The following is a 19,772-nucleotide window of genomic DNA, read 5'->3' on the forward strand; positions in this document are numbered from 1 at the left end:
TGGAGTCAACGGTCGCCGAAACGGCGTGTGGGCTGCGGGAATACGCAAAGGGCCCGCACCGTGACAACGGTGCGGGCCCTCATTGGTCTGAACCTCTCGGCGCTACTGGTGGGGCGGCGCGGACGGCGGTTGCTGCCACCCCGGCGCGGGCCAGGGGCCGTCCGGACCCGGCCGTCCGGGCTGTCCTGCCTGGCCAGCCTGCCCCTCCTGGGACGGCTGTCCCCCGTACGGCTGTGCGGGCGGAGGCGGTGCCTGCTGCCAGCCGCTGCCCTGCTGCGGAGGGTAGGACTGCGGCGGGTACGGCTGCTGGGGCGGCTGCTGTCCCCCGTACGGCTGCTGCCCTCCGTACGGCTGCTGGGCCGGCTGCTGTCCCCCGTACGGCTGCTGCGGATACGGCTGTTGGGGGTGCGCCTGCGGCGGGTACTGCTGGTGCCCGGGCATCGGCGGCGCGTACTGCGGCGGCGGGTTCTGGCCGTCGGAGGTCCACAGGCCCTGCTGCTGCTGGGCCCGCGCGAAGTCCTCCGCGACGAGCGCGGAGAGGTGGAAGTACGCCTCGCGGGTCTTCGGCCGCATCATGTCGAGGTCGACCTCCGCCCCCGCCGCGAGGTGCTCGTCGAACGGGACGACCACGACGCCCCGGCACCGTGTCTGGAAGTGCTGGACGATGTCGTCCACCTTGATCATCTTGCCGGTCTCGCGGACCCCGGAGATGACCGTCAGGGAACGCTGCACCAGGTCGGCGTACCCGTGCGCGGAGAGCCAGTCCAGAGTGGTGGAGGCGCTGGACGCGCCGTCCACCGAGGGCGTCGAGATGATGATCAGCTGGTCCGCGAGGTCGAGCACCCCGCGCATCGCGCTGTAGAGCAGACCGGTACCCGAGTCGGTGAGGATGATCGGGTACTGCTTGCCCAGTACCTCGATCGCCCGGCGGTAGTCCTCGTCGTTGAAGGTCGTGGAGACCGCGGGGTCCACGTCGTTGGCGATGATCTCCAGCCCGGAGGGCGCCTGCGAGGTGAAGCGGCGGATGTCCATGTAGGAGTTGAGGTACGGGATCGCCTGGACCAGGTCGCGGATGGTCGCCCCGGTCTCCCGGCGCACTCGGCGGCCGAGCGTCCCGGCGTCCGGGTTGGCGTCGATGGCGAGGATCTTGTCCTGCCGCTCGGTGGCCAGCGTCGAGCCCAGCGCCGTGGTCGTCGTGGTCTTGCCCACGCCGCCCTTGAGGCTGATCACGGCGATGCGGTAGCAGGAGAGCACGGGCGTCCGGATCAGTTCGAGCTTGCGCTGCCGGTCCGCCTCCTCCTTCTTGCCGCCCAGTTTGAAACGGGAGGCCGACGAGGGGTTGCGGCTGCTCTTCGCCTTCTGCTTGCCCCGCACCAGCCGGTCCGAGGAGAGCTCCACGGCGGCGGTGTACCCGAGCGGGGCGCCCGGCACCGAGCGCTCACGCTGGTCGTGCGTGACCGGGGTCGGCCAGGCGGTCCCACTCCGGGGATCGACCGGCTGCTGCGCGGGCCCCTGCTGCGGGAGCTCCTGCGGAGAGGGCGGCTGCGGAGCGGGGACGCCCTGCGCGGGGAACGGGGTGTGCTCCTGCGGGGACTGGGGGAGGTGCGGGGACTGCGGGAGTTGCGAGGGCTGCGGGGACCAGCCCTGCTGCTGGGGCACCTGGCCCTGCTGCGGCACGTGCCCCCGGGGCGCGTACGGCTGGTGGGGCGGCGGGGGCCCCTGCGGGTAGCCGTAGCCGGCCTGCGCGTCGGGAATCTGCGGCGGGGGGAGGGGGACCGGCGCCTGAGAGGGCAGGGGCTGCGGGGGCAGGGGCGGCTGGGGGAACCCGTAGCCGGCCTGCGGCGTTACCTGCGGGGGCAGTTGACCGCTCTGCGGCGGGTACGGCCGGTACGGCTGCTGCCCTTCCGGGAAGCCGTAACCGCCCTGCCCGTACGGCGCGTGGGGCCCAGGCGCCTGCGGCGGCTGGGGGACCGGTGGCTGGGGTGCCTGGGGCGCTTGAGGCGCCTGAGGCGCTTGGGGGGAGCCGTAGCCTCCGGCCGGACGGTCGGGGGAGGCGGGCCACTGGGGTACCGGCTCCGGGGCGCCGGGCTGAGGCCCGGCCGGGTGGAAGGCGGGCGGCAGCGGGGGCAGCGCGTTCGGCGCCTGAGCTGCCGGGAGAGCGGGAGACCAGGGCACCGGGACGGCCCGGTCCGCCGGGTTCTGCTGCTCCGGCGGGCGGGCCTCACCGGCGACCGGGGCGGCGGCGTCCCACGGGGTGGCCGACTCGTCCGCAGAGGAGGAAGCGGCGGAGATGGCCGGGGTGGCCGGAGCGCCCGCGGTCTCCGGAGCGGACACGTCCGTGGGTGCGACGTCCGAGGGGGTGGGCTCCTGGTCTTCCGGGGTGGGGTCCGTCGGGCTCCCGTCGCCGGGGCTCTCGGCCGCTTCCGAAGCGGCCACCGCGTCGGTGGCACCGGCCGCTTCGGTGGTGGCACTGGCGTCGGTGGTGTCGGTGGTGTCGGTGGCGTCGGTGGTGTCGGTGGTGTCAGCCGGGGTGCCGGCTTCCGCACGGGAGACGTCATCCGGAGCCCCGTCCGGACGGGCCGCATCGTCCCGGGCGGGTGCGTCGGCGTCGGAGGCATCGGCAGGGGAGTGCACCTCCGCATCGGGGGCGGAGCTCTCCGGCGCGAGTGCGGGTGCAGGGGGGACGGCGGGCGGTGCGGAGGCGGGCGCCTCGCCCGTACCCGTGCCCGTGCCCGTGCCCGTACCGGCGGCTGCCGCGGCCGCGGCCTCGGCGTCGCGGGCGGCGAACTCCCGCTTCAGCGCCGCCGCCGAGAAGCGCATGGTGGCCCCGCTCTCCACGTCACCGCCTCCGAACGGAGCCGCGGGCGGCCCCTGTTCGCCCTGCTGGGCCGAGTGCTGCACCGGGATCGCGGGCTGCGCGGGAATGGCGGGCGGCGCGGGCTGTACCGGCGGCGTGGGAGCCGCAGCCGTCCAGGCGCGCTCGTACCCGCCCTGGGACGGCAGTCCCGGCACCGAGAGCGGGGGCCCGTTCGGGGGCGGCGGAGTGGGAGGGGTACCGGATGCGCCCGAGGAGTCGCCCACGGCGTTCTGCGTGTACCAGGCGGGCGGGGTGTAGTCGATGGTGAACTCACCCGTCATCTCGGCGGGATCGGCGTCGGACGACTCGTCGCCGGGTGTGTTCCATCCCTCGCGCATCTCGTCCCGATCGCTGTTCACTGTGCCTCCTGGTGTGGTCGAGCACCCTGGTGCCGTGGTGGGTAGGGGCGACCGTCTCCCCGTTGTCCGATACGCCCGGCTCTCCCACCGGGCCGCGCGCCGCACGCCCGAAGGTACCGCGACACGCCCACACCCCACCCTAATCGCCATCGCCCCCCCTTCGTCAGGCCGTAGCGGGGGCAGTGGGCGGTCCGTTCCGTCACATCCGCCCGCACCGAGCCGAGTCGACCCGCGCGGGCCCGCCGGCGGCGGCCACGACGGCCGGTCCGACGTGTGCGTACGCGAAAGGGGCGGCAGTCCGGCCGGACCACCGCCCCGACCCTCCGCGAGGGCTACTTGAGGTCGAACTCCCCGTCCCGGGCGCCGAGTACGAAGGCCCGCCACTCCGCCTCGGTGTAGCGCAGCACCGTCTCCGGGTCCAGCGAGGAACGCATCGCGACCGCACCCTCCGGCAGGTGCGCGATCTCGACCCGCTCCTCCTCGTCCTCGGTACCGGGGGCGCTCAGCCACACGGCGTCCGTGATGTCGAGCGCGTAGAGCTCGTCCTTCTCCTGCTGGGTGCCCATTGCGGCGCCCCTTTCGATCGAACGGTGACGTGGGGTTCCATCGTCCACGGAACGGGCCCGCCCGGGGGCGGAACCGGACGGATTCAGTCCATCCTGCGGGCCGTGCCCAGCAGACCGGTCTCCGCGTCCGTCGCGTTCGTCATCACCCAGTGGTGCTCACGCCCCGACACCCAGAGGGTGACGCCGTCCGCCAGCGTCGGCAGCGCCTCGCTCTCGACGCGGGAGAGACCGAGGATGCGGCCGATCTGGTCCGCCTCGGCGGGCGAGACCCGCTGCACCCCCACCAGTGAGGAGGACCGCATCAACCGCGGTGCCACCGGGCTCAGATAGGGGAGCAGCGTCAGTACGGACTGCCACGGCGACGAGACGACCCGGCCGCGGGGAGGCCGCATCCCGCAGTCCCGTACGACGACCACCGGACTGCCCACCGTCGCGCCCGTGGGGGGCACCCGGCCCACCTCGTGGAGGGAGACGCATTCGAGTCCGGCGCCCGCCGCCTGCGCCAGCGTGGTCCAAGCCTGGGTGCGGCCCGTCTCCACCGCGACCCGCGCCCCCGTGCCCGCCGCGCGCAGCGCCAGCACCTGAGCCGTCCACAGGCCGCCGATGAGCAGCACGTCGTACGGGGCGGGGCGGTGGAACCCGATGATCTGCGGGCGGTTCTCCGCGTCGTTGCCGATCACCACACCGTCGTCGCCGACCGGCAGCGACAGCGCGCCCAGGTGGTCCGCCGCGATGGTGTGGCCCGCGTGACGCGGACCCCGCAACCCGTGCCGCGACATGATCCGGCTCACTGCGCGCCTCCCAGCGGAAGAGTGGCGAGCACACCGGGCAGCTGCTCGCGGTCCAGCCGTACGAGACCGACCTTGGCCACCCGGGCCGCCTGCACCAACGTCCTGCGCACGCTCACCAGTTCCGTGTCCGAACCGCCGGTGATCCGTACGTGCCCGGCCACCGACACCGCGCCCTGGTGCGCGCCGCGCCGCACGGTGAGGCTGAACGTCGTGGCGTACGCCGGTACCGAGGTCAGCAGCGCCACCAGCTTGGGCAGCGGCGTCGCGCCGCGGCCCAACTCGGGCCAGCGGTCGACGGCGTACGTCGTGTGCCACCGGTCGTCGCACCGCCACACCCGCGACGTCTCCTTCGTCCGCCGCTGCGCCGCCGCTTCCAGGCGCACGGCACGGGCCGACTGGATCGGGTTCGCGCAGGCCGAGGTGGCCACGGCCGCGTTCAGCTCCTCCTGGTCGAGCACCGTCGCCCGGAACCCCGCCCCGGTGAGCCGGCTCGCCACGTGGTCCGCCATCCGCACCAGGCAGCGCTGGGCACCGGCGACCCCGCCCCCGCGCGCCTCCACCGCCTCACGGCAGAGTTCCGGGTCGAGCTTCACCGCCACCCACGTCATCCGCAGCGCCGGAGCCCCGGTCTGCTCCTGCAGAGGGGCGTACGAGAGACGGGCCACCGACCGCTCCGGGAGGTGCGGCGCCGGGGCGCAGCGGACCTGCTGCACCAACTGCGCCGACTCCAGCACGATGTCGTCCACCTCGAGGGCCTCGCCGAGCAGCGTCAGCGGAAGCGCCCGGGCGCCGAACGCCGGGCGGAGCGCCTCGCCGCTCGCCTCGACCCGCACCACGGCGGTGAGGAAGGTGCCGTCGCCGAGCATCCCGACCGTACGGCGCTCCCGGTCGATGTAGACGAAGGGGGCGAAACCCGGCACGTTCTCCGCGATCGGCCCCAACGACGCTTCTGCGTCGGGCTGGTGGCTCAGTGGCATCCGCTGCCGGGCCCGCAGGGCGAACGCCGTCGACAGCCAGTCCTGCAGAGCGGTGCCGCGCCGCCGGATGACCGCGATCACGACCAGGACGCCGGCGACCGCCATGCCGGGAACCATCCACATCCCGCCGAGCGCGGCCCCCACCGCCGCCGCGCCCAACGCCACCTCGACCAGCACCAGTTGCCGGAGCAGAGGGCTGACCCGGCTGGTCCGCGCGGCCGGTCGCAGTACCGCCGCGGCGGGAGCGGAGGAAGCGGCCGGTTCGGTCCCGGGCCGTCGGCCGCGGCGCTGCCGCCGGGAAGTGCCGGACGCGTCCGCGGTCCCCCGGCCCGTACGCTCGCGCGTCGCAGTGCCCATCGCCGTGTTGCCCCCTCGTGTCCCTGTTCAAGGACTGTCCCGCACTTCAAGGCGGGTGCGCGACGACAGCTACGGCACCTCGCCGCGTTGTCGGAACGGCCGCGTACATCCCGTACGTGGCCGTCCCTCCGCCTTGCGATGCACCGCATCCGACGCCGCGCGCCGATCCACCACGAAGTGCGGGACGGCCCTCAGCTTTTCCCGCGGGTGTTGACGGGGCGATCACCCTACCTGAGGGGTGTCCGCGCACCGTCAACAGGCATAGTAGGGGCGCCGGTGCGACGACTGAATCCGCCAACGGATGTGGTTATCTGGTCGCCCGTCGGGGAGAAGGGGCAGCGGATCATGGCATCAAGGCGGGACGAACTCAACGCCTACACCTTCGCGAAGCGGAGGTTGATCGCGCAGTTCGTGCAACCCCACCCGAGCGGCTCCGAGGAGGGCGCACCACGCCCCCTGCGCGCGGTGGTCCCCGGGACCGTCGCCGGCGTCGTGATCCTCGCGGTCTTCGGCGCCTGGGGCATGTTCAAGCCCGTGGCGCCCACCGGCTGGGACACCCCCAACGAGAACGTCATCATCGCCAGCAAGTCGACGACGCGCTACGTCGTCCTCAAGACCAACGGCAAGACCCAGCTCCACCCGGTCCTCAACATGTCCTCCGCGAAACTGCTGCTCGACCCGGACAAGGGGAAGGTCGTCAACGTCGCCGAGTCCGAACTCGACAGCGGCCGGATTCCGCACGGCGCGACCCTGGGCATTCCCTACGCCCCCGACCGGCTGCCCGGCACCGGCGACGCGGGCGCCGCCAAGCGGTGGGCGGTCTGCGAGCGCCCCGGCGAGGGCGGCCGGGCGATCCAGAAGGCCGCCTTCGTCTTCGCCCAGCGGGAGGAGAAGAAGACCGAGGGCACCCAACGCCTCACCGCAGGGGAGCTGATGTACGTCGAAGACCCGGACGGCGCCCGCCACGTCGTGGACGCCCAGGGCCGCGCGTACACCGTCGACAAGAAGGACGAACTGCTGCTGCGCACCCTCGTCGGCGAGCGCCGCACTCCGCAACGGGTCTCCTCCGCCTGGCTGGCGACCCTGCACACCGGCGACCCCATCACCTTCCCGGTCGTCCCCGGTACGCCAGGCGAGGACGCCGGGGTGGGCGGCGACCTGGACCCCGCCCTCGACAAGGTCGGCATGGTCCTCGAAGCGACCTCGGGCACCTCGACCCAGAAGTACGTGGTCCTGCGGGGGCGGGTGGCGCCGGTGTCCGAGTTCACCGCCAAGCTGCTCCTCAGCAGCCGTGACCTCATCGGCCTCGGCCAGGCGGGTGCCGCGAAGGCGGTCAGCGCCGCCGCCATCGCGCCGGGCCAGTCCTTCGGCGGCGACAAGAAATGGCCGAAGGACGCCCCTCGCGCCGTCAACTCCGCGAGTACGGCGAGCGGTAGCCGCAACACCGTGTGCAGCGTGCTGCGCGAGGTGAACGGTGACACCGGCGCCACCACCCTCTCCACCTGGGCGGGCACCGGTTTCCCCGCCACCCTGCCCACCGGATCCAGCAGCGCGTACGTCACCCCCGGCTCGGGTCAGCTCTTCCGCCAGTTCAAGGGCTCGGACACCTCCACCGGGTATCTGTTCCTGGTCACCGACACCGGGCTGCGGTACGCGATGCAGTCCAACGGCGACAGCGCCGAGAGCGATTCCGGGATCGGTGAATCCGGTTCGGCCAAGGAGAAGGCCGAGCGGCTGGCCGAGGCGCAGCAGGCCCAGAACCGGCTCGGGTACGGCAAGGTCACCCCGGCCCCGGTCCCGGCGGCCTGGTCCGAGTTCCTGCCGACCGGTCCCCGACTGTCGACCGCGGCTGCCCGTCAGCCGCAGGGCTCCTGAGAAGGGCGGCGGACAGCCCATGACCCCCTTGAACTTTGCTACTCCCGCACGGCCACGGAAGCGGCGTGCCCTGACGGTCGCCGCGGCGACCGCCGTCACCCTGGTCTCCGTGCCGGTCGCCCCCGCGGTCGCCGACGACTTCACCCAGTGCACCTTCCCCTCGAAGCCGTACGCGGGCCGCCCCTGGTCGCTCCAGCGGGTACTGCTCGACGAACTCTGGAGCCGCTCCACCGGGAAGGGCGTCCGGGTCGCGGTGATCGACACCGGGGTCGACACGGTGAACCCGCAGCTGAAGAAGGCCGTCGATGCCTCGGCGGGGATCAACCTGATGGCCAAGGGCATCAAGGACGAGAACGGCGAGCCCCTGCCGCGCGGCAAGGAGAACGGCACGACGGACACCGTCGGTCACGGCACCAAGGTCGCCGGCATCATCGCCGCACGGGAGGCGAAGAACACCGGCTTCGTGGGCCTCGCCCCCGGCGCCACGATCATCCCGATCCAGCAGAACGACGCGCAGGGACACGGCACGGCGAAGAGCCTCGCCGCCGCCATCGTCTACGCCGTCGACACCGCCCACGCCGACGTCATCAACATCTCCCAGGACACGGCCAACGCGGTGGAACCCGAAGCCGCGCTCAAGGAGGCCGTCGACCACGCGCTCGCCGCGGAGGTCGTCGTGGTCGCCTCGGCGGGCAACGACGGACTCGAGGCGACCGACAAGAGGACCTACCCCGCTTCGTACCCGGGGGTGTTGGCGGTGGCCGCCTCGGACCGCAACAACGAGCGCGCCGGCTTCTCCCAGCCCGGCCCCTGGGTGGGCGTCGCGGCCCCCGGCGTGGACATGATCTCCACCGTGCCCGCCGGAGGGCACTGCGCCGACAACGGCACCAGCTTCTCCGCCCCTTACGTGGCGGGGGTCGCCGCCCTGATCAAGTCCCGGCACCCCACGTGGGAGCAGGAGGAGATCGTCGCCCAGATCGAGCAGACCGCCGAGCGGTCCGTCGCAGGGCACGACCGCCTGGTCGGCTGGGGAGTCGTCGATCCGGTACGCGCCCTCACGGAGGACGACAAGCCGGTCAAGGAACCGACCGCACGTGAAGGAATGAGCGGCGCCGAGGCCCCCACCCCGGCCGAACTCACCCTGGGGGAGACGCCCGAGGAGCGCAACACCCGCCTCGCGACGTACGTCGTGGTGGGCGCTGGCGTGCTGGTCGCCGCGATAGCGGGGGTCGCCGTGGCGCTGCGCGACGCGCGTCGGCGCCGGTTCTCCGGGGCGCCCGGCGCATGAACCCTGCGCTCTTGCCGTCCCCACCACCGTTCGCACGGTGGTCGGTTGGCAAGAAGATGCCGGTACGGGCCGTTCCTGCGAACTGTCCATCTGTAAGTCACAAGGCTGACAACACAGTTGGACCCGCAAGAGGCTGTGGATAGAGTATGGGGTGTGTGATCGCCGTGGGGCGTCCCGATGCGATCGCAACGCAGGACGGCTTGTGCAAACCAGAACAACGGGGGAAAGGCAATCACCGTGCTCGCAGATGGCGGAGGAAGCTCTACCGGCGGTAAAGCCGACCTTGAGCATGGCGTAGGCGCGCTGGAGCGGTTCAAGAAGAGAGTGGACGCACTCCTCGCCGACCTGGAGAGCTCGGCGGCCGGCCGTACCAAGATCGGGGCCCACGAGATCTCGCGCACCTCGTTCAGCGGGGGGAACGCCGGTTTCGCCGAGGCGGACGCCCTCTACTCCCAGTACACCCGCGTCCACGAGTCGCTCACCTCGCTCTCCAAGACGCTCGGTGACCAGATCGAATACCTCAGCCTCGGCGTCCACGCCGCCGCCGTCGGCATGGACAACACCGAGGACGAGGTGCGGCGCCGGTTCTACGTGATCCAGGCCCGTCTGGACAAGGAGCACCAGCAGAACCGGAAGCAGAACCAGGACGGCACGGTCGACTCAGGGTGGGCAGCCGAATGACCGAGAACCAGCCGGAGCTGACCCCGGCCGAGCAGCAGACGTACGACCACAGCCGGGTCGCGGCGCAGATCGTCGGTACGGACATCACCGAGCGGGTCCGCGAGGTGGCGGGCTCTTTCTTCGGCGGCTCGGGCCGCCCGGCAGGCCGTACCTCCTTCGAGGGCCACGACCTCAACGCGATGATCGACCTGGTCGAGAACTCCAACCCGGCGGACCTGGAAGCCGCCGGGCAGGCGCTCTACAAGGCCCGGGACGCGATCAGGGAAGCCGCGAAGGAACTCGGCGACCACATCGCCGTCGTGGACTGGAAGGGCGAGGCCAACATCGCGTTCCGCGACTGGGGAGCGGGCCTGGTGGCCCACGCGACCCGGCTCAGCGAGTTCGCGGACTCGGCCGCCACCCAGATCACCGTCGCCGGCACCGGGCTGGCCTCGGTCAAGAGCTCCCTGCCCCCGCGCGACGGCCGCGCGATCCGCAAGGACGTCAAGGACATCCCCGCCCCGGAGCGCATCGAGAGCAACCCGGAGTACACGGCTGCCGTGCGGGTCGAGCAACACCGGCAGGAGGCCATCAACCAGGCGAACCGGCTGGCCTCCTACTACTCCGTCACCTCGGAGGTGCTGGCCACGCAGGAGGCGCCGCGGTTCGACATGAAGCTGTCGGTGGACATGCCGCGCCCGAAGGGCTTCTACAAAGAGCCGGTTACCCCTGTCGGATCTTCCGGACATACAGGCGGCAGCCTTCCCAAGCACTCCACCAGTTCCGGCACGGTGAAGTCGGTGACCGGCGAGGTGAGCAGCCCCCAGGCGCACCACACCGCCGACGATCTGGGCACCACCACCAAGCCCGTCCTGGACGGCGGCACGCGCACCGAGATCGACAGCGTCACCACGCCCTCCGCACCCCCCACCGCGACGACCGGCCCGCCGACCGTGCCCGCTGCCACGGGTTCGTCACCGGGGCCCAGCAGCACGCTGTTCCCCACGACGGGTCCGCTCGGCACCTCGGTGCGGGGCGGCAGCGTGAAGCCGGCTTCCGGCACCACCGGCACCCCGAAGGGTTCCACGCGGGCAGGGCTCTCGGGCGGAAGCACCTCGGCAGCTCAGCGGACGGCCACCGGAAACGCGGGGCGGTCCAGTGGTTCCCAGGCTGTCGGGCGTTCCGCCGGCACTGGAGGCACGTCGTCCGCCACCGGCCGGTCCGGTGTGTCGGGCGGACGCCCGGTGGCGGGCCAGAGTGGTTCGGGCACGGGCTCCACCCCTCGGGCCGGACGCGGCGGCATCACGGGCGGAACTCCCCAGCAGAAGGGTTCTGCCTCCGGCGCCTCGGGCGCGCGGGCGGGCGGACGCGGCACGGTGATCGGCGGTCAGAACACGGGGCAGGGCGGCACGTCCGCGAGGAGCGCGGGCCAGCGTGGAGTTGTCGGCAACGGCTCCTCCGCGGGCCGGCCGACCGGCCGGGGAACTCCGGGTTCGAAGGGCGTCGTCGGCACTCCGCGCGGCCGTTCGGGCGGCAAGGGCTTCACCTCGGGAGGGGTAGGTCTGGTACGCCCCGGAGGGCGGCAGGAGCGCGAGGAAGAGGAAGAGAACAACGCGTCGACGCGGCCCGACTACCTGACGGAAGACGAAGAGACCTGGACGGCCGGACGGCCCGAGGCCGCACCCCCGGTGATCGAGTAGGCACGTGGAAGGTTCGGAAGTCAGGATGAGCGCAGAAATGAGCCATGCCCCGACGCGCCGCGTGTCCCGTGGCGCGCGCCGACGAATGATCGGCGCGCTCGCCGCGACCGCAGCGTGGAGTGCCTGCTTCGCCGGGCTGGCTCCGTCCGCAGTGGCGGTGGACGTGCAGGCGGAGCAGTGGTACCTCAAGGCCATGCAGGCCGAGGAGATGTGGAAGGTCTCCACGGGCAAGGGCATCACGGTCGCGGTCATCGACACGGGCGTGAACGCCGATACGGCGTCGCTCCGGGGTCAGGTCCTCAAGGGCTGGGACGCCACCGAGGCGGACGGTGACGAGAACGACGACTACACCGGACACGGAACCAGCATGGCCGAACTCATTGCCGGCACGGGCGTTAAGGGTGGGTTGAAGGGGCTGGCACCGGACGCGAAGATCATTCCGTACCGCATCTCCGACACCGAGTTCCAGAACAACAACCACGTCAACGCCCACGACAGCGAAGACGCCATCCGAGCCGCTGCCGACAGCGACGCGCGGATCATCAGCATGTCCTTCGGTAGCGACTTTCCTGCGGACGAGGAGCGTGAGGCGGCGAAGTACGCCCTGTCCAAGGGCAAGTTGCTCTTTGCCGCCGTGGGAAACGAAGGCAACGGGGTCAACGACGCGGAGTATCCCGCGGCGTACGAGGAGGTTGTCGGTATCTCCTCGGCTGACCAGAAGGGAACGGTGGCCAAGACGTCCCAGCATGGTGGCTTCGTTGACCTGGCCGCCCCCGGAACCAACGTCCCCATGTGGTGCGACCAGGCGCTCCAGTCCTACTGCAATGGCAGCGGAACCAGTGCGGCCACCGCCGTCGCTTCCGCCTCCGCCGCCCTGGTCTGGTCCGCCCACCCCGACTGGACCGCCAATCAGGTCCTCCGGGTCCTCTTCGACACGGCCGCCAGAGACTGGGCCGACGACGAGACCAGCGCATACCTCGGTCACGGTCTGATCCGCCCGTCGATGAGCCTCCTCAAGCACAAGGGCACCCCCGGCGACCCGGACGTCAGCCCGCTCACCGGGAAGAGCACGAGCGTGTCGGGCTCCGGGTCCACCGCCTCGCCGGCCCCCGCCGGCTCGGCTGCCCCGTCCGCCTCTGCTTCAGCTTCGTCACAGCCCTCCCAGGGCAAATCCGGTGACGACCAGGTTGTGGCAGGCTCCAGCGAGCCGACGGACAACGGCAGCAACCTCGGCCTGATCGCAGGCGGGGTGGTAGCCGTGGTCGTTCTCGGCGGGGGCGCCCTCTACTTCCTCCGCAGGCGCCGCGGCGCCGTCTGACCGGCCGGACCGGCGACGGCCCCGGCCCCGGCCGCGTCTGTACGGGCGGTCGGCCCACCCACGAACTTCCGGCGAGAATCTGCCGGTCCGTAGAGAGAACCCGAAAGGAAGCCAGGTCCATGGCAGATCAGAAGGTCACAGAACACAGTCTCCTTCAGCTGGAGAACGAACTCTCGACGCGGTTCGACTCCGTCAAGGGGCAGTTGAAGACGCTCCAGGCGACGATCGACAGCCTGGAAGGCGCCTGGAAGGGCATCGGCGCCAACGCCTTCAACGAGAAGCAGCGGCAGATCAACGACAACATGGTGTCGATCGGCAACCGGCTGCAGAACTTCCAGGAGGCCATCAAGGCCGCCCGCACCATCTCCGGGAACACCGAGGACGAGGTCGAGGCCGCGCTCCGCGGCATCGACGTGGTGCCGGGTTACACGGGCGGCGACTCGGGCTCTTCCGCGCCCACGTCGAGCCTCAGCAGCTTCTGACCCCCGCGACTGACCGCGCCGAGCGGCAGTCGTTCCGTATCCACTCCGAATCGGAGGACCACATGTCGGCCAACGACGGTACGACCGTTGTCACATACGCCAGCCTGGACGCAGCCGCTGCTTCCATCGAGCGGCAGGGCAAGCAGCTCGACGAGGACCTCGCGGCGATCAAGAGCCGGGTCGCCTCCGTGGCCGAGCTCTGGCAGGGCGAGGCCAAGGGCGCGTACGACACCGCCCAGGCCGGCTGGGACAAGGACGCCCGGGCGATCCACGAGTCGCTGCTGCAGATCTCCCGCTCCGTGCGCGAGGCCGCGTCCGCGTACCAGGGTGGCGACAAGAAGGCCGCGCAGAACTTCATGTAGCGGCCGCTGACGCTCCCGGGGTGAGCGCGGCACGAGGAGGCGGTGTGTGGGCATGCGCGGGAGGTGCCCACACCCCGCCCGGCCGCTCCGGCACGCGCGTGGGGACGTCCGGCACCCGCGGACGAACGACGGCACGAACGACGGCGCCCCTTCCGAGACCGGAAGGGGCGCCGAGCCGTTGCCGGGACGAGGCGCTGCCCGCAGCGGTGGTGACGCGCCACGCGGGAGAGGAAGGGCGGGAACTCCGCCGGGGCCTTCACGGCGTCGGGCCGGGCCCCCGGAAAGGCGGACCCGGCCCGGCATCGAAGCGCGCGGCGGAAGGAGGTGGCTACCGCTCGCCGTCCACCAGCCCCGTCTGCACCAGCGGGTTGCCCCGGCGGCGGGAGACGAACACGCCCCGGCCGGCGGGCATCGGACGCGGGCGGACGTTGCCCATGATGTCGCCCTCGTTCGGATCGCCGGAGAGCAGCAGTCCCTGGGCGCCCAGTTCCGTCATCCGCTGGATGAACGGTTCGTACGCGGCCCGTCCCGCGCCCGCGGTGTTGCGGGCGATGATGAAGCGCACCCCCACGTCCCGCGCGAACGGCAGCAGTTCGGTGAGCCTGCTCAGCGGGTTGCCGCTCGACGTGGAGACCAGGTCGTAGTCGTCGACGACCACGTAGACCGTCGGGCCCCGCCACCAGCTGCGCTCCCGCAGCTCCTGCGCCGTGACCGTCGCCGACGGGGTACGCCGCTGCATGAGGTCGTAGAGCGCCTCCATGTGGTGCTCCATGTTGTTGGACATGGGCACGTACTCCGCCAGGTGCGACGGCGGGGTGACGTCCAGCAGGGAGCGCCGGTTGTCGATGACGAAGAGCTTGCAACTGCTGCCGTCATAGCGCTCCGCCAGCTGCTTGATGATCAGGCGCAGCAGGTTGGACTTCCCGGACTCGCTCTCCCCGAACACCATGAGGAACGGGTCGTGCTCGAAGTCGAGGAAGACCGGCTCCAGGTTGTTCTCGTCGATGCCGAACGCGATGCCGCGTTCCGGGTGCGCGTGGCCCGGCGGCAGCGCCGACGCGGGCAGCTCGCGCGGCAGGAGGCGTACGGCCGGGGCCGGGGACGCCGTCCAGTGGCGGGCGACCTCCTGGTTCATCGCGGCGGTCGCCTCGGAGAGGTCGCTGTCGGAGTTGATGCTGTCGATGCGTGGCACCGCCGCCATGAAGTGCAGCTTCTCCGGCGTCAGACCCCGGCCCGGCACCCCGGCCGGCACGTTGACGGCCGACTTGCGGTCCAGCTCGGAGTCCATGACGTCACCGAGCCGCAGCTCCAGCCGGTTCATCAGGTGGTCCTTGAGGTTGGCCCGCACCTCCATGGACCGCGAGGCGGTGACGACCAGGTGGATGCCGTACCCGAGCCCGCGTCCCGCGATGTCGAGGACGGCCCCCTCCAGCCCCTCGTAGTCGCTGCGGAAGTTGCCCCAGCCGTCGATGATCAGGAAGACGTCGCCCCACGGCTGGTCCTCCACCGACACCTGGCCGCGCTCCCGCATCCTGCGGAAGGTGGCGATCGAGTCGATGCCCGCGCTGCGGAAGTACTCCTCGCGCCGGGTCAGGATGCCGTACACCTCGGCGACCGTACGCCGCACCCGCTCGGGGTCGAGACGCGAGGCGATCCCGCCGACGTGCGGGAGACCGCTGACCGACGCCATGCCGCCGCCGCCGAAGTCCAGTCCGTAGATCTGCACCTCGTGCGGGGTGTGGGTGAGGGCGAACCCCGCGATGAGCGTCCGCAGCAGCGTCGACTTGCCCGACTGCGGACCGCCGGTGATCTGCATGTGGCCGGCGGCACCGGAGAAGTCCCGGTACAGCGTGTCGCGCCGCTGCTCGAACGGCTTGTCGACCACGCCGAGCGGGACGACCAGGCGTCCCGCGCCCTCGAACCCCGGCTGTGTCAGGCCGCGTCCCTGTACCGGAGCGAGGCCCGGCAGCAGCTCGTCCAGCGACGGCGGGTTGTCCAGCGGCGGCAACCACACCTGGTGGGCCGAGGCGCCGCGCCCCTCCAGCCGGCGCACGATCACGTCCAGCACGGTGTCCGCGAGGGCGTCGTCCTCACTCTTGCGGGCCTCCGGCACGTCCGGCTGCGGCTCCGGCTCCACGTACCGCACCGGCACCGGCGCCGCCGTGAACGCGACCGGCCTGCGGTCCACCGGCAGCGGCCCGCCGGGCGTCGACGCCCGCTCCGCGCCCGTGCGGTAGACCCCGGAGACGTACGCCGCCTTGAAACGGACCATCTCGTCGGTGCCGTACTTCAGATAGCCGGAACCCGGCACGTTCGGCAGGTGGTAGGCGTCCGGCACACCGAGCGCCGCACGGGACTCGCCCGCCGAGAAGGTCCGCAGACCGATCCGGTACGACAGGTACGTCTCCAGTCCGCGGAGCCGGCCCTCCTCCAGGCGCTGCGAGGCGAGCAGCAGGTGCACGCCGAGGGACCGGCCGATACGGCCGATCTGCACGAACATCTCGATGAAGTCCGGCTTCGCGGTGAGCAATTCGCTGAACTCGTCGATCACCAGCACCAGCGAGGGGATCGGCAGCAGCGGGGCACCGGCGGCGCGCGCCTTCTCGTAGTCGTGGATGTTGGCGTAGTTGCCCGCGTCGCGGAGCATCTCCTGGCGCCGGTTCAGCTCACCGCGGATGGAGTCGCCCATGCGGTCCACCAGCGTCAGATCGTCCGCGAGGTTGGTGATCACGGCGGCGACGTGCGGCATCTGCGCCATTCCCGCGAAGGTGGCACCGCCCTTGAAGTCGGCGAGGACGAAGTTCAGCGTCTCCGACGAGTGCGTGACGGCGAGCCCCAGCACCAGCGTGCGCAGCAGCTCCGACTTGCCGGAACCCGTCGCGCCCACGCACAGGCCGTGCGGGCCCATGCCTTCCTGCGCGGCCTCCTTGAGGTCGAGCATCACCGGGCCGCCGTCCTCGCCGACACCGATCGGGACGCGCAGCCGCTCCGCCTGCGAGCGGGGGCGCCAGGTCCTGGAGACGTCCACCGACGAGGCGTCCCCGAGGTTCAGCAGATCGGTGAACTCCAGGTTGGCCAGCAGGGGTTCGTCGTCATCGCCGCCCGCCGCCACGTTCAGCGGTGCCAGTTGGCGGGCCAGCGCCTCCGCGGCCTCGTAACTCAGCAGGTCCGGCAGGCCCTCGTAGACCAGCCCGTGGCCCGACTCCAGCTGGAGCGAGTGCGGGTGGACCACCACGGAGAGCCCGCCGCGGCCACCGGTCACCTCTCCCGGCACGACCTCGATGACCGTGACGCCCTGTACGCCCTCGGGGGAGGCCAGCACCGACATCGGCGGAACCGACTCCCCGTCGAGCACCACCACGATGTGCGGCTGGTCCATCAGCGGCTGCCCGCCCGCCTGGAAGCGGGGGCGGCCTTCGAGACGGGCCCCCAGCAGCTCCTCCAGCTCCGTGGAGCTCGTCGAGATGAGCCGCCGGCTGCCCGCCCCGTCCGTGGAGCCGTGCAGCTGGACGTGCGGGAGCCACTTCGCCCACTCCCAGTGCGGCGACGACCGCCGGTCCGCGGCGATCGCCACGACCAGGTCCTCGGGGGAGTGGAGCGAGGCGAGCGAACCGATGAGCGCGCGGGCGGAGGAACGTACGGAGTCGGGGTCGCCGCTGACCGTCACGTGGTAGAAGGCGCGGAGCGAGACGGCCATCGGCAGCCCGTCCAACGACGAGTGGGTGTTGAGGAACTGCTGCATCGCCCCGGCGGTCAGCGGTTCCAGCTCGTCCACCGGCGCGGTCTGCGGCGGAACGAGCGGGGTGGCCAGCTCCTGGTTGCCCAGGCCGATGCGGACCTGCCCGAAGTCGACGTCGGCGACCCGGCGCTCCCACACCCTGCTGCCCTCGGCGACCAGCGCCCACAGCTGCTCGGGGGAGGGGTGCAGATAGAACTGGGCGTCACGCTGGAGGCGGGCCGTCCGCAGAACCTCGCGGCGGGTCTGGGTGAGGTACTTCAGGTAGTCGCGCCGCATGTCGGCGAGCTGCCCCTGCGTACCGCGCCGGTGACGGACCAGCATCGAGATCGCCATGGCGACCGTCGACGCGATCATGATCATGCCCATGATCCGCATGATCGGGTTCGGCGTCATGAAGAAGAAGACCACCGAGCCGCCCATGCCGAGCATCGGCAGCAGCTGCATCATCGCGCCCTCCTGCTGCCCGCGCGGCAGCTCCGGAGGAGGTTGCAACTGCACCTCGGCGTCCGGCACTTCGGAGGGCAGCGCGCGCGGAGGGCGCTTGACCACGATGTGGCTCACAACTCACCAATTCCCTTGCCGGACAGATCTGTTCCTCTCGGCGCCCCCGTGGCGACGGGCTCCGCCCGGGCAAAGATCCTACTGACGGAGCAGCCGGACGGAGAGCGGTAGGGTAGCGCGACGCGTGTACGCACCCGCGAACTACCGCCAGAAAAACGGTCATTCGGGACGGGCTGCGAAGACTCACGCCTCAGCGGAGAGACATGGCAAGCGAGGTCTCGGCGGAGAGACGGCTCTCGGCGGAGACACATCGCGACGAGGGGGAGCGACAGGTGACCACGACGGCCCGAGCGGCGACCACCGGACCCGGCCGGACCGGCCCAGGGGTTCCGGCCGGCAACGGAACCGGATTCTGCAGGGTGACCGTCGTCGCCCCCGACGGCCGCGTCGACGTCGCCCTCCCCGAGGACGTCCCCCTCGCGGACCTCTACCCGGAGGTCCTCCGGCTCTCCGGGCAGAGCCCCGCCGAGGGGGCACCCGTCGGCTACCACCTCGTACGCCGCGACGGCACCGTCCTCGAGAGCGGACGAACCCTGTCCGCCCAGCGCATCCTCGACGGCGAGCTGCTCTCCCTGCGCCCCTTCTCCGAATCGCTGCCGCCCGCCGTGTTCGACGACGTCTCCGACGCCGTCGCCTCCGCCGTGGCCCGCGACCGCACCCTCTGGGGCGACGCGCTGATGCGCGGCTCCGGCCTCTTCGGCGGCTCGGTGCTGCTCGCCCTCCTCGGCTTCGTCCTGTGGACCGCCGACCCGCTGCACGACATGCACGGCCTCCCCGGCGTCATCGCCGCGGTCGCCGCCGTCCTGCTGCTCGCCCTCGCCGGAGTGCGCGCCCGGGTGTACGAGGACCGCGGCTCGGCCGTCGCCCTCGGCACAGGCGCCCTCGTCAACGGAGCCGTCGCCGGGTCCGGCCTGCTGCCGCTGGGCGCGGGCGAGGGGATCGGCCGCCTCCAGTTCCTGCTGGCCTGCGTCGCCGTCCTCGTCGTCTCGGTGATCCTGGTGATCGTCGCGCCCACCGGCGACGGGCCCTTCGTCGCGTTCGTCTTCGCCTCGGCCGTCGGCGTGCTGGTGACCTTCGCCGCGATCCTCACCGACCTCGAACCCACCGAGACCGCGGCCGTCTGCGCCCCGCTCTCCGTCGGAGCCCTCGGCTTCCTGCCCGGTCTCTCCACCCGCTTCGCCCGCCTGCCCATCGGCTTCGAGCCGCCCCGCACCACCAGTGGCGACTACGGCACCGCCGAACACGCCCCCCAGGGCCCGGTCGACGCGGTGAAGATCGCCGCCCAGGCCCGGCGCGGCCACGAACTGCTGCTCGGCCTCGCCGGCGGCTGCGCCATGGTCGCCGTCGCGGGCGCGGCCGTCCTCGGCTTCTCCGCGGACGTCTTCGGACAGCTGCTGGCCCTGGCCACCGGCTGCGCCATGCTGATGCGCGCCCACCTCTTCCGCTACACCGCACAGGTCGCCTGCGCGCTGGCCGCGGGCCTCGGCGCACTGGTGCTGCTCGGCCTCGGCCTCTGCCTGCGCCCCCCGGCGGGCATCATGATCGACGCCCTGCGGGGCGATACCGCGGCGCTCGACATCCGTACGATCTGGCTCACCGCGGCCGTCGCCGCGACCGCCGCGGTGATCACCGCCATAGGGCTCATCGTGCCCCGCAAGGGGGTCACCCCGTTCTGGGGCCGCTTCCTGGAGGTCGCCGAGGCGTTCGTCCTGCTGACGCTCCTGCCCCTGTGCCTCGCCGTCTTCGACGTCTACACCTCGATCAGGTCCCTCACCAGCTGATTCGCGCGTCCCCAGGGGGCCGCTCCCGCCTGCGCGGGGGTGGACGGCGGGGGCGCTGCCCGGCGGCTGGTAGTCTGTGCGGTGGCCGTTTGTGTACGC

At 72.0% G+C, this 19,772-nt stretch carries 13 protein-coding genes; 8 read left to right on the plus strand and 5 right to left on the minus strand.

The features are described from left to right. Positions 1 to 102: 102 nt before the first annotated feature. From ACFYPN_RS21805 to eccE, 4 genes are all read right to left on the minus strand, one after another. Complete coding sequence (locus ACFYPN_RS21805; protein ID WP_389300224.1) at positions 103 to 3,216, minus strand: SCO5717 family growth-regulating ATPase; 3,114 nt, start codon at positions 3,214 to 3,216, stop codon at positions 103 to 105. Between the two features lie 332 nt (positions 3,217 to 3,548). After that, complete coding sequence (locus tag ACFYPN_RS21810) at positions 3,549 to 3,782, minus strand: DUF397 domain-containing protein (protein ID WP_358756771.1); 234 nt, start codon at positions 3,780 to 3,782, stop codon at positions 3,549 to 3,551. 83 nt (positions 3,783 to 3,865) lie between these two features. Next, complete coding sequence (locus tag ACFYPN_RS21815; protein ID WP_358756817.1) at positions 3,866 to 4,561, minus strand: hypothetical protein; 696 nt, start codon at positions 4,559 to 4,561, stop codon at positions 3,866 to 3,868. An 8-nt stretch (positions 4,562 to 4,569) separates the two neighbouring features. After that, a complete protein-coding gene (eccE, locus tag ACFYPN_RS21820; protein ID WP_358756773.1) occupies positions 4,570 to 5,907 on the minus strand; it encodes a type VII secretion protein EccE in 1,338 nt (445 codons plus the stop codon). 345 nt (positions 5,908 to 6,252) lie between these two features. On the opposite strand from eccE, the gene eccB reads away from it, so the two are divergent. From eccB to ACFYPN_RS21855, 7 genes are all read left to right on the plus strand, one after another. Beyond that, entirely contained in the window at positions 6,253 to 7,782 is a 1,530-nt protein-coding gene (gene eccB / locus ACFYPN_RS21825) for a type VII secretion protein EccB (protein WP_389300228.1), read from the plus strand. Positions 7,783 to 7,801: 19 nt separating this feature from the next. Beyond that, entirely contained in the window at positions 7,802 to 9,070 is a 1,269-nt protein-coding gene (gene mycP, locus ACFYPN_RS21830) for a type VII secretion-associated serine protease mycosin (protein WP_358756777.1), read from the plus strand. A gap of 324 nt (positions 9,071 to 9,394) precedes the next feature. Continuing rightward, positions 9,395 to 9,751 carry a hypothetical protein gene (locus tag ACFYPN_RS21835; protein ID WP_389300231.1) on the plus strand — a complete coding sequence of 119 codons (357 nt, stop codon included), beginning with the start codon at positions 9,395 to 9,397 and terminating at the stop codon, positions 9,749 to 9,751. Then, entirely contained in the window at positions 9,748 to 11,430 is a 1,683-nt protein-coding gene (locus tag ACFYPN_RS21840; RefSeq protein ID WP_389300234.1) for a hypothetical protein, read from the plus strand. Before ACFYPN_RS21835 ends, ACFYPN_RS21840 begins: the two co-directional genes overlap by 4 nt. Positions 11,431 to 11,455: 25 nt before the next feature. Further along, on the plus strand, positions 11,456 to 12,748 hold the full coding sequence (locus tag ACFYPN_RS21845; RefSeq protein WP_389300237.1) for a S8 family serine peptidase: 1,293 nt from the start codon (positions 11,456 to 11,458) through the stop codon (positions 12,746 to 12,748). Positions 12,749 to 12,867: 119 nt separating this feature from the next. Beyond that, on the plus strand, positions 12,868 to 13,230 hold the full coding sequence (locus ACFYPN_RS21850; protein ID WP_389300239.1) for a WXG100 family type VII secretion target: 363 nt from the start codon (positions 12,868 to 12,870) through the stop codon (positions 13,228 to 13,230). A 62-nt stretch (positions 13,231 to 13,292) separates the two neighbouring features. Next, on the plus strand, positions 13,293 to 13,592 hold the full coding sequence (locus tag ACFYPN_RS21855; RefSeq protein ID WP_358756786.1) for a WXG100 family type VII secretion target: 300 nt from the start codon (positions 13,293 to 13,295) through the stop codon (positions 13,590 to 13,592). Positions 13,593 to 13,920: 328 nt separating this feature from the next. Here the strand turns inward: ACFYPN_RS21855 and eccCa are convergent, their stop codons facing one another. Then, positions 13,921 to 17,892 (minus strand): type VII secretion protein EccCa, encoded by a 3,972-nt coding sequence (gene eccCa, locus ACFYPN_RS21860; RefSeq protein ID WP_389300243.1) that lies wholly within the window; start codon positions 17,890 to 17,892, stop codon positions 13,921 to 13,923. Positions 17,893 to 18,164: 272 nt separating this feature from the next. Here eccCa and eccD point away from each other — a divergent pair, with 272 nt between their 5' ends. Next, positions 18,165 to 19,673: a type VII secretion integral membrane protein EccD gene (gene eccD / locus ACFYPN_RS21865; RefSeq protein WP_358756819.1), complete on the plus strand. Its 1,509-nt coding sequence runs from the start codon at positions 18,165 to 18,167 to the stop codon at positions 19,671 to 19,673. Positions 19,674 to 19,772 lie beyond the last annotated feature (99 nt).

The organism is Streptomyces sp. NPDC005576 (assembly GCF_042871745.1).
In the GTDB taxonomy this organism is placed as follows: domain Bacteria; phylum Actinomycetota; class Actinomycetes; order Streptomycetales; family Streptomycetaceae; genus Streptomyces.

Excerpts from the sequence above, each read along its gene's own strand:
- ACFYPN_RS21840 (WP_389300234.1), top strand. The coding sequence starts at position 9,748 with ATGACCGAGAACCAGCCGGAGCTGACCCCGGCCGAGCAGCAGACGTAC.
- ACFYPN_RS21850 (WP_389300239.1), top strand. The coding sequence starts at position 12,868 with ATGGCAGATCAGAAGGTCACAGAACACAGTCTCCTTCAGCTGGAGAAC.
- eccE (WP_358756773.1), bottom strand. The coding sequence starts at position 5,907 with ATGGGCACTGCGACGCGCGAGCGTACGGGCCGGGGGACCGCGGACGCG.
- ACFYPN_RS21810 (WP_358756771.1), bottom strand. The coding sequence starts at position 3,782 with ATGGGCACCCAGCAGGAGAAGGACGAGCTCTACGCGCTCGACATCACG.
- mycP (WP_358756777.1), top strand. The coding sequence starts at position 7,802 with ATGACCCCCTTGAACTTTGCTACTCCCGCACGGCCACGGAAGCGGCGT.
- eccB (WP_389300228.1), top strand. The coding sequence starts at position 6,253 with ATGGCATCAAGGCGGGACGAACTCAACGCCTACACCTTCGCGAAGCGG.
- ACFYPN_RS21855 (WP_358756786.1), top strand. The coding sequence starts at position 13,293 with ATGTCGGCCAACGACGGTACGACCGTTGTCACATACGCCAGCCTGGAC.
- ACFYPN_RS21815 (WP_358756817.1), bottom strand. The coding sequence starts at position 4,561 with ATGTCGCGGCACGGGTTGCGGGGTCCGCGTCACGCGGGCCACACCATC.
- ACFYPN_RS21845 (WP_389300237.1), top strand. The coding sequence starts at position 11,456 with ATGAGCGCAGAAATGAGCCATGCCCCGACGCGCCGCGTGTCCCGTGGC.